Annotated in this window: 9 protein-coding genes; 3 read left to right on the top strand and 6 right to left on the bottom strand. The window is 70.3% G+C overall.

Annotated features, from left to right (window positions below; all coding sequences use genetic code 11):
* Window positions 1-127 precede the first annotated feature (127 nt).
* From ACIQU6_RS26595 to ACIQU6_RS26610, 4 genes are all read right to left on the bottom strand, one after another.
* The gene (locus ACIQU6_RS26595) at window positions 128-679 is read right to left on the bottom strand and encodes a hypothetical protein (protein WP_403484191.1); all 552 of its coding nucleotides are present in this window, start codon (window positions 677-679) and stop codon (window positions 128-130) included.
* A 9-nt stretch (window positions 680-688) separates the two neighbouring features.
* On the bottom strand, window positions 689-2,833 hold the full coding sequence (locus tag ACIQU6_RS26600; RefSeq protein ID WP_403484192.1) for an HAD-IIB family hydrolase: 2,145 nt from the start codon (window positions 2,831-2,833) through the stop codon (window positions 689-691).
* Between the two features lie 53 nt (window positions 2,834-2,886).
* On the bottom strand, window positions 2,887-3,873 hold the full coding sequence (locus tag ACIQU6_RS26605) for a carbohydrate kinase family protein (protein ID WP_403484193.1): 987 nt from the start codon (window positions 3,871-3,873) through the stop codon (window positions 2,887-2,889).
* A gap of 385 nt (window positions 3,874-4,258) precedes the next feature.
* The gene (locus tag ACIQU6_RS26610) at window positions 4,259-4,891 is read right to left on the bottom strand and encodes a M15 family metallopeptidase (RefSeq protein ID WP_403484194.1); all 633 of its coding nucleotides are present in this window, start codon (window positions 4,889-4,891) and stop codon (window positions 4,259-4,261) included.
* Between the two features lie 296 nt (window positions 4,892-5,187).
* Between ACIQU6_RS26610 and ACIQU6_RS26615 the strand changes: the two genes are divergently transcribed.
* The 3 genes from ACIQU6_RS26615 to ACIQU6_RS26625 are packed head-to-tail and all read left to right on the top strand — an operon-like array spanning window position 5,188 to window position 8,203.
* Window positions 5,188-6,207 carry a substrate-binding domain-containing protein gene (locus ACIQU6_RS26615; RefSeq protein WP_403484195.1) on the top strand — a complete coding sequence of 340 codons (1,020 nt, stop codon included), beginning with the start codon at window positions 5,188-5,190 and terminating at the stop codon, window positions 6,205-6,207.
* On the top strand, window positions 6,207-7,283 hold the full coding sequence (locus ACIQU6_RS26620) for an ABC transporter permease (protein WP_403484254.1): 1,077 nt from the start codon (window positions 6,207-6,209) through the stop codon (window positions 7,281-7,283). Before ACIQU6_RS26615 ends, ACIQU6_RS26620 begins: the two co-directional genes overlap by 1 nt.
* Window positions 7,284-7,288: 5 nt before the next feature.
* Entirely contained in the window at window positions 7,289-8,203 is a 915-nt protein-coding gene (locus ACIQU6_RS26625; protein ID WP_403484196.1) for an ATP-binding cassette domain-containing protein, read from the top strand.
* Window positions 8,204-8,325: 122 nt separating this feature from the next.
* On the opposite strand, the gene ACIQU6_RS26630 is transcribed toward ACIQU6_RS26625, so the two are convergent.
* Both ACIQU6_RS26630 and ACIQU6_RS26635 read right to left on the bottom strand, forming a co-directional pair.
* Window positions 8,326-9,039 carry an HAAS signaling domain-containing protein gene (locus tag ACIQU6_RS26630; RefSeq protein ID WP_403484197.1) on the bottom strand — a complete coding sequence of 238 codons (714 nt, stop codon included), beginning with the start codon at window positions 9,037-9,039 and terminating at the stop codon, window positions 8,326-8,328.
* A 178-nt stretch (window positions 9,040-9,217) separates the two neighbouring features.
* Window positions 9,218-10,090, bottom strand: coding sequence for a TauD/TfdA dioxygenase family protein (locus ACIQU6_RS26635; RefSeq protein WP_403484198.1), 873 nt, complete (start codon window positions 10,088-10,090; stop codon window positions 9,218-9,220).
* Between the last annotated feature and the right edge of the window lie 30 nt (window positions 10,091-10,120).

The raw sequence follows: 10,120 nt of genomic DNA on the forward strand, positions 1-10,120 counted from the left end.
GCAACGCCGCAGGGGGTCCCCCCGCGCCCTTAAGGCGTGGGGGAGTGCGTGCCAGACGCCGCGACGCCGCGGAGATCCGTCAGAAGCGCCCTAGCGAGGCCGGCCATCAACCACCGCTGGTCGCCGCTTACTTGTCGGGCGGAGGGCCGCTCGCCGCTCGTCCGGCGGCAGTGGCCGCGCCGGCGGCCGCCCAGGTCGCCACGCCCCACAGCGACAGCGCGCTGAGCAGTCCCACCACCAGGCGCACCGCCGCATCCGGGCCGCCGGCGAGCCAGACGGCTCCGCCGACCGCCCCGGCCGCGACCAGCAGGGCGGCGGGCACCCGGAAGCGCGGCTGCCCGAAGACCGTCACCAACGGCAGGAAATGCAGGCCCACGACGACCGCGACCAGCGGCGGCACGAGCACCGGAACCCCCGCGCTCACGCACCCCACGACCACGGCGGCGATCAGCGCCCACTGCACCACGTTGACCAGCCGGAACCGCCGCCGCCGGTCCGGCGGGAGGGAGCCGGCCTCCTGTCTCGGCAGGAAGCGCCGAGCCGTGAACCGCAGCCCCAGCGCCGCCGCACCACCCATCACGACGAGGATCGGCCGCGCGGCCCCGTCGAACGCACTGGTGCCCAACAACCACCAACCGAGCCCGAACCAGACAAGAAAACCCACCCCCGACGCAGACATGAGGGAACCCTACAACGCGGTCGATGTCGCCTGGCCGCCGCGGATGTCCCCGAGGATGCCGCGGGCCCAGTCAGTGGGTGACCGGCCGTCGAGGAGAGCCGCCAAGTCGGCGGTGTGGGCGGCGCGTTCGGCGGGCGAGAGCGACAGTGCTCGATGCAGGGTGTCGACCAGGTCCTGGCATGAATTGGGGTCGGTGAGCAGGGCGGCGGGGGCGAGTTGCTCGGCGGCGCCGGCGTGGCGGGAGAGGACGAGGACGCCTGGGCGGTCCGTGGCGGAGCGAACGGTGACATACTCCTTGGCGGCCAGATTCATGCCGTCGGCCAGGGAAGCCACCCAGAACACATCGGCTTCGAGGTACTGATCGACCACGGCGGGGAAGGGGAGGGCGCGCGGCAGGTATTCGACGGGGCGCCAACCGCCGCTGGACCAGCGGTCGTTGACGGCGGTGATCGTCGCTTCGAGTTCGGCGCGGGTGGCGTCGTAGGCGCGGATGCCCGGCTCGGCGGGCGGGCACACCAGGCGGAAGCGCAGTCGCTGCCGCAGTCGGGGCTCCCGTTCCAGGAGGGCGTCGACGGCGCGGACCTTGTGGACGGGGGCCTTGGCGTAGTCCAGCCGCTCCACGGACAGGACGAGCGGGGACGCGTCGCCGGTGGGCGAGTGCGCCGCGCGGGCTTCGGCCCTCGCCCGGGCCAGTGTGGAGACGGCCTCGTGGTCGATGCCCAGAGGATGGACGCCGGTACGCGGAACCCGGCCCGTACCGGCCAGCAGCCGGCGGAAGTTGTGGGCGAAGGCCGCGGTGTGGAAGCCCGCCCAGTCGAGCCGGGCGAGAGAGCGGCACAGTTGCTCGGCGTCCGGAAGCTGTCGGAAGACGTCCGGGGTGGGGAAGGGGGTGTGGTGGAACAGGCCGATGGTCAGGTCCGGCCGTTGGGACTTGAGGATGCCCGGGACGAGCCAGAGGTTGTAGTCGTGCAGCCAGACCGTGGCGCCGCGTGCGGCGTGCCCGCCGATGTGCCTGGCGAACGCCGCGTTCACGGCCTCGTAGTCCGACCAGTGCGACGGGCAGCGCCGGATGAGCTGTGGTTGGGACATCAGCGCAGGCCAGAGCGTCTCCTTGCAGGCGCCGTGGAAGTAGCCCGACCAGCGCTCGGGTGTCATGCCCAGCAGCGCGAGCGGGAGGGACGGGGCGGCCGGGACGGGAGGGCGCGCAGTGTTGGGTTCCTCGTCCACCAGGGCGGCGGCCCATACCGCGTCCAACTCCCGGGCGCCGTCGCCCAGGACGGACGTCATCGTCGGCAGTATCCCGTTCGGACTTGCAGGGAGGCGCCAACGTCCCTGCGACCAGCGCACCGGCGGACGGTGATAGCCGATGACGACCGGTGCGGTGCGCCGCACCCAGCCGAGGCGTTCCAGGGCGTCCAGGATCGCGGCGGCGCCGTCCAGCGGCGGGCGGTGGACCAACGGGCTGTCGGGGACCTGCGCGGGGAGCGCGGGTTCGGCGTTGCCCATGATCACGCCGTGGCTGCCGAGTCGGAAGAGCGAGAGGTCGTTGAGCGAGTCGCCGGCCACGAGTACACCGCCCCGCGGCCACTGCAACTTGTCGGCCAGTCGCTGCACCGCCTGGCCCTTGCCGGCGTGCGGGGGCAGGACGTCGAAGAAGCGGGCGTCGGAATAGGTCCAGGAACAGCCGAGTTGCCGCACCGCCGCGGTGATCTCGGGGGACAGGTGCTCGGGGGAGAGGAAGAAGGAGCAGCGGCCGTCCTGCGCCACGCCCTCCTGGTAGACGAGTTGGGGGAAGCGGTCCAAGGCCGCCCGGATCGGCTCCGACCCGGGCCAACCGGCGCGTAACTCCCCCTCCAGCGCGTCGAGATGAGTCATCCCCGAGGCGTCGATGACGCTGGCGCCGACGTCCGCGACGATCCAGCGGGGGACGGGCAGCAGTGGATCACGGGCCAGCCGTGCCCGGATCGAGGGCAGTCCGCGACCGGTGGCGAAGACCACGGTGATGTCCGGGTGCCGGTCCAGCGCCTGGCGCAGCCGTCGCCGCGCGCCCTCGTCGCCGCCGAGCAACGTGCCGTCCAGATCGGCCACCAGGACCCGGACGTCCTGATCCGGGGGTCGGGCCACCACCGCGTCGTCCCACGCCTGTTCGGACATCCCGCTCCTTCGCGCCGCTGACTGGCCATCGAGCTGTCTGGTGTGCTGCCGGCTCATGCCGGGAGGCGTGCGAGCCAGGCACGCAGCCCGGCGGTGTCCGGCGCGGCGCCGGACCCGGGGCCGGTCACCGCGGCCGTGCCGCAGGCCACGCCCGCGGCCAGACACTCGTCGAGCGAACCGCCCGCCAGGCGCTGGTGCAGGAAACCCACGTTGAAACAGTCACCGGCCCCCGTGGTGTCCACCACCGGCACGGCGGGCGCCGCCTGGGCGGTCCGACGACCCGCCTCGGCGGCGATCGCCCCCGCACCGCCCCGCTTGATGACCGCCACCGGCACCAGATCCGCCAGGATCTCCAGCGCCTCCGCCGCACTGTCCGTCCCGGTGATCCGCAGCGCCTCGGCCTCGTTGGGCGCGAACACCTGCACCTGCGAGAGCGCCTTGGCGACGTCGGGCATCCCGACGTCGCCGGGATAGTCCTGGCAGTCCATGAACACGCGGGCACCGTGCTGGGCGGCCACATCGAGCGCGGCCGAGACCTCCGGACCGTACTGGAGGTACGGCAACATCACGACGGCGGGCCGGTAGGTGGCGATCAGCTCCGCCAACGGGCGTACGGCGACGGGGTCTTCGTACGCGATCATCGCCCGGTCCTCGGCCCCGGACAGCGCGACCGTGACATTCCGCAACGGTCGTACGTGGTGCCGAAAGGCCCGCTCGTCCAGGTCCTCGGCGCGGGCCGCGGCGAGGACCTCCCGACTGAACACATCGGAGCCGAAGTCGGCCGCCCACACCACGTCATGGCGCAGCCGTCGCAGCCCCATCGCGAGCGTGAAGGCCCCGCCCGGCACCATGCCCAGCCCGCCGGCCCACACCTCGGAGCCGAACGCCACCGGCCCGGCCAACTCGCGGAACACCAGATCCAGGGAGTAGGCACCGGCAACGAGCACCGAGGTGCCCGGCCGTGGGGATGCCAACTCCGGTCCCGCTGGCGCCAACTCCGGTCCGTCGGGTGCCGGCTCCGGCGTCGCGGGCGCCGTCACCGGCAGCTCCGCACGGCCTCGGCCCGCACCGGACGACGCAGGTCAGGACCTGGAGGGCAACAACCCACCGGCCGACGACCAGCCGCGGCGATACGACACACGGTCCGCCACCCCCGCCTCTCCGGCTCCTCTCGCCCAACACGCCACGGAGGGTCGAGCGGAGCGCCAATCGGCGTTGCCCACCGCGGTGGTGGGTTGTTCCGCAGCGAGCCTTTCCGCGGTGTGCCGTTCCGAAACAGCCGCGGAACGCCGTCTGCGAGAGCCATGCGGGGAACTGTAGGCGGGCGTCGCGCGCGGGAGATCGCCGATGCAACGGCATGTCCGAAAGTCGCTGGTGGTTGGTGGGCGGAGCCCCGCCGTGCCCATGGCCGTGTCGGTCGACGGGTCAGATCGGTCCGTAGCGGGCGGCGCGGACGCCACTCAGGAGTGCCCAATAGCGGTCGCCGTACGACCAATGCCACCACTCGCTGGGGTAGTTCACGAAGCCCTCCGCCCTCAGGCACCGGGCCAGGAGGCCGCGATTGTTCCGTGCGGCCTCCGACAAACCGGGGGCGTCGAGTGGGCACGCTCGCTCGTCGCCCGTGCGATGACCGTTCACCGGTCCGCCCATGTCCAGCTCGACGCCGTCCGCGGCGATGAGCGTCAGGTCGACGGCGGCGCCGGCGCAGTGCGGGGCCACCTCGACCGGGGAGACGAACGCACTGGTTCGGCGCCGACGTTCGGCCGGATCCGTGATGCCCGAGAGGCGCAGGCGATCCTCGTAGCGTGTGAACCGACGCGCCTGTTCCGCCAGGCTGCGATGGCCCTCGACGGCAAGGAAGCGGACGCCCGCGGGGAGCCGCTCGGACGCCGAGCGGAGGCGTTCGAGCACTCCGGCCCGGACCCGCCCGTACTCCCCGGCCGCGTCCCGTTCCCTCGGGTCCAGCGTGATGCCCGAATCGCCGGCGATCTCTACCAGAGGTTCGCCGCACTCCAGCACCGGAACGTTGCGCACCCGAGGGTCGCTCAGCAAGACCATGAGGCGGGAGCTTAACGCCCCGCGCTGCCGGCATCCTCCGTCTCGGCCTGCGCCAACTGGCCTGCGGCCTCATTTGCTTGTGGAGACGCCGGACCTCGTTCCGAAATGATCGACTAGGGGCGCCAAATGAAATGATGTCCTAACAAAGCATTGACATCAGGTGCGAGCGAGGGTTTGATCCAGCCAACCGCCGCATTCACGGCAACTGGCTCAAATCCGGGCAACAGAGGTCGGTCTCCGGATTCTTGCAGCCCTGTTTCCCCTTCCCTCCCCCGTCGCGCAGTGAGGTTCAGGACATGCAACGTTCTAGTTACGCACGCTCCCGCAGAGTGGTCCCCCTGATGGCCCTCACGTCTGCGGCAGCCCTGACCCTCGCCGGCTGCTCCAGCAGTTCCGGGGGAAAGAAGTCCGAGGAGGGCGAGGCCAACGCCTCCGCGGGCAAAGCCACCACTCCCCGCATGACGGTCGCACTGGTCTCGCACCAGGCCCCCGGTGACACCTTCTGGGACATCGTCCGCAAGGGCGCCGAGGCCGCCGCGGCCAAGAACAACGTCAAGCTGATCTACTCCGCCGACCCCAACGCGGGCAACCAGGCGAACCTCGTGCAGAACGCGATCGACCAGAAGGTCGACGGCATCGCCGTCACCCTCGCCAAGCCGGACGCCCTCAAGTCGGTCGTCGCCAAGGCCGACCGGGCGGGCATACCCGTCACCGGCCTCAACGCCGGCCTGAGCAACTGGAAGGAGTTCGGACTGCTGTCGTTCTTCGGCCAGGACGAGAGCGTGGCCGGCGAGGCGTTGGGCAACAGGCTCAACAAGACCGGAACCAAGAACGCCGTCTGTGTCATCCACGAGCAGGGCAACGTCCCCCTCACCCAGCGCTGCGATGGCGTGAAGAAGACCTTCTCCGGCAAGCTGCAGACGCTCTACGTCAACGGCACCGACATGCCCTCGGTGAAGGCGACGATCACCGCCAAACTCAAGCAGGACTCCGCGATAGACCAGGTGGTCACACTCGGTGCCCCGATCGCGCTGACCGCCGTGCAGTCCGCGTCCGACGCCGGCAGCAAGGCCAAGGTCGCCACCTTCGACCTCAACAAGCAACTCACCGACGCCATCAGCAAGGGCACCATCTCCTTCGCGGTGGACCAGCAGCCCTACCTCCAGGGCTACCTCGCGGTCGACGCCCTGTCGCTCTACAAGAACAACGGCAACCACAGCGGCGGCGGCGAGCAGCCGGTGCTGACCGGTCCGGCCTTCGTCGACAAGAGCAACGTCGAGAAGGTCGCCGGCTTCGCCGCGAACGGCACCCGATGATGAGCATGACCCAGCACGCCGAGCCGGCGGTGACCACACCGCCGGCCCCGGGCCCGCAGCAGACCGACGGGCGTACCGCCGAACGGCCCCTGGTATTCCGCCTGTTGGCCCGCCCCGACGTGGGTGTCTTCCTCGGCGCCGTCGCCGTCTACGTCTTCTTCCTGATCGCCGCCCCGCCGCTGCGCGACGGCAGCTCCATGGCGACGGTCCTGTACCAGTCGTCGACCATCGGGATCATGGCGCTGCCCGTGGCCCTGTTGATGATCGGCGGCGAGTTCGACCTGTCGTCCGGTGTCGCGGTCGTCACCTCCGCGCTCACCGCGAGCATGCTCAGTTACCAGCTCACCATGAACGTGTGGATGGGCGTGATCGTCGCGCTGCTGGTGTCGCTGGCGGTCGGGTTCTTCAACGGCTGGATGGTGATGAAGACCGGGCTGCCCAGCTTCCTGGTCACCCTGGGCAGCTTCCTGATCCTTCAGGGCGTCAACCTCGCGGTGACCAAGCTGGTCACCACCAACGTGGCGACCGACGACATCAGCCGCATGGACGGCTTCGACCAGGCAAGGAAGATCTTCGCGTCGTCCTTCAACGTCGGCGGCATCGAAGTGAAGATCACCGTCTTCTACTGGCTGGCCTTCGCCGCCCTCGCCACCTGGGTCCTGCTGCGCACCAAGTACGGCAACTGGATCTTCGCGGTCGGCGGCAACAAGGACTCCGCGCGAGCCGTCGGCGTGCCCGTCACGTTCACCAAGATCTCGCTGTTCATGCTGGTCGGCCTGGGCGCCTGGTTCGTGGGCATGCACCAGCTCTTCACCTTCAACACCGTGCAGTCCGGCGAGGGCGTCGGCCAGGAGCTGATCTACATCGCGGCCGCGGTCATCGGCGGCTGCCTGCTGACCGGTGGCGCCGGCAGCGCGATCGGCCCCGTCTTCGGCGCCTTCATGTTCGGCATGGTCAACCAGGGCATCGTGTTCGCCGGCTGGAACCCCGACTGGTTCAAGGCGTTCCTCGGGGTCATGCTGCTCGGCGCCGTGCTCATCAATCTGTGGGTCCGCCAGTCGGCGACCAGGAGGTGACCCTCATGACATCCAGCAACAACACCGCCACCCACCTCACCGCGCCCACCGGCGCCGCCCCCAAGAAGGACGGGGCGGTCGTCGAGCTCCGCAACGCAGGCAAGTCCTACGGCAACATCCGCGCTCTGCACGGCGTGAGTCTCACGGTGTTCCCCAACCAGGTCACCTGCGTCCTGGGCGACAACGGCGCCGGGAAGTCCACCCTGATCAAAATCATCTCCGGCCTGCACCAGCACACCGAGGGCGAGTTCACCGTCGACGGGCGGCCAGTGCGCTTCTCCACGCCGCGCGAGGCCCTGGACAGGGGCATCGCGACCGTCTACCAGGACCTGGCGACCGTCCCCCTGATGCCGGTCTGGCGCAACTTCTTCCTCGGCTCCGAGATCACCAAGGGCCCCTGGCCCCTGCGCCGGCTCGACATCGAGACGATGAAGAAGACCGCCGACGAGGAACTGCGCCACATGGGCATCATCCTCGACGACCTGGAACAGCCCATCGGCACCCTGTCGGGCGGCCAGCGCCAGTGCGTGGCCATCGCCCGCGCCGTGTACTTCGGCGCCCGGGTGCTGATCCTGGACGAGCCCACCGCCGCCCTCGGCGTCAAGCAGTCCGGCGTGGTGCTGAAATACATCGCCGCCGCCCGCGACCGCGGCCTCGGCGTCATCTTCATCACCCACAACCCGCACCACGCCTACATGGTCGGCGACCACTTCAGCGTCCTGCGCCTGGGCACCATCGAACTGAACGCCTCCCGGGACGACGTCAGTCTGGACGAGCTCACCAACCACATGGCCGGCGGCGCCGAACTCGCCGCACTCAAACACGAGTTGTCCCAGGTGCGAGGCGTCGACGTGGAAGCGCTTCCGGAAGCCGAGGACCTCACCGTCTCGGCGATGGCCACCAGCGAGGTGAAGGACTGAGGCGACCTCGCCGGACTCGGGTCGGGGCAGAGCCCGACTCGTGGGGAGCAGGGTTCCCCGGCAGCTTCACCAGGGCCGGGGAACGGTTCCCGGCGCCCCCGAGTCGCCTCTGGGCGGAGACGTCAAGGAGAGAACGTCGAGCCCTTGACCTCGTGGAGGTGGCCGGAGAGCGTGAACGTGCCGAGCCAGACGACCACTTCGAGGGCGACGACGAGTCCGGTCGCCGACCAGCACAGGACCAGTGCCCAGCGCGGGAGGCGGAGCCGGCTCCGCCCGGGCTCGGGGGCCACCCGACGGCGCCATAGCCATACGAGAGCGGCCGCGCGGATCGCCACTGCCACAAGGGTGTTGGCGATCTCGGCTCCGTGACCGAAACCGGCCACCGTGCCGTGCAGAGCGGCAAGGACCCAGTTCGGCAGCACCAACCAGGCGACGGCGATCCACTTCTGTTGGGCCGTCCACCACGGCGACAGGCACAGCGCCACCACGCCGGCGACCATCGCGACGAGGGCCAACTGGCCCAGGTGCGGGACCTGCCTGAGCGCGCCCAGTATCGATCCGAGGGCGAGGAGCGTCACGATGAGCTGCGGGTTGCGCGCCCCGCGGCGGCCTGTTGCCGTCCCGTACCTGCGCAGGGCCGTCGAGGCGATCTCGTCAGGGTCGCCCAACTCGGCCAGGATCGCGGCCAGTTCGCCGGGACGTTCGGCCGAGGCGACCTGGATGTGCTCGGTCAGGTCGTCGATCAGCTCCTTGCGACGGCCGGCAGGCAGGGCCGAGGTGGCTCGCCGGACGGAAGCCAGGTACCGGCGTATTTCGGGATGGGACAATGTCTTCACTCTTCCTTCCGGGCGGGGGTCGATCGAGCGTGACGACACGGTCGACGGCATTGGCTCCATGGTGCCCTGCCTCGTTCGCCGGCGACCCCTACGGCTCCGTGCCGTAACGCGGAAAATACTCCTGCGCCGCGGCCCGGGGCGCGGCGCCCCCGAAACGGCTCCGCGCCCCGCGTCTCCATCAGCCCTTCAACGGGCCGCCGTTGAGTGCCACGCGCCGGCCGTAGCGGGTGAGCGGGTGGTAGTCGTACGTCGCGTGGTGCTGGACGCAGCGGTTGTCCCAGAACACCAGGGTGTTGGGGGCCCAGCGGACCCGGCAGTGCAGCAGCGAGCGCTCCGCCGTCATGCGGAAGAGCATGTCGAGCAGGGTCCGGCTCTCCCTCTCGGAAAGCTGCGGAATGCGGTCGGTGTAGGCCGGGTTGACGTAGAGCAGCTTGCGGTCGGTCTCCGGGTGGCGCACCACCAACGGGTGCTCGTTCTTGGGCACCTCGTAGCCCTCGGGCACGGTGTAGCCCCGGAAGGCCAGCAGGCCGTCGTGGATTGCGGTCAGCCCGTCGAGGAGTTCGCGCAGCGTCGGGGAGAGCAGCTCGTAGGCCAGGTGCATGTTGGCGAACAGGGTGTCGCCGCCGCTGCCGCCCTCGGGGATGCGCAGGATGTGCAGCATCGACCCCAACGAGGGCTCGGCGTCGGCGGTGCCGTCCGCGTGCCAGCCGTTGCCCGCCACGTTCCCCGACTCGGGGGTGGTGACGATCTCCAGGACGTACGGGTCGCCGTCGACCGGCGGCGGGTTCACCGGCCGCAGCTCGCCGAAGTGCGCCGCGAAGCGTTTGTGGTCCTCGGGGGAGATGTCCTGGTCGCGCAGGACCAGCACATGGTGGTCGAGGAACGCGGTTTTGAGCTCGGCGAGTTGCTCTGCCGGCAGCTCCCCGGCCAGGTCGACGCCGGAGACCTCGGCGCCGATGACCGGGGTGAGCGGGTCCACCCCGATCGTCCGGTAGTCCCTTGCGGGCCGGCCGGTGAGGCGCTTGAGGGCGTCGAGTTCGTACTGCTCCATGTGCTGACTTCCTTCGGTCTTCGGTGAGTG

It is taken from the genome of Streptomyces sp. NPDC090442 (assembly GCF_044769405.1).
GTDB lineage: Bacteria > Actinomycetota > Actinomycetes > Streptomycetales > Streptomycetaceae > Streptomyces.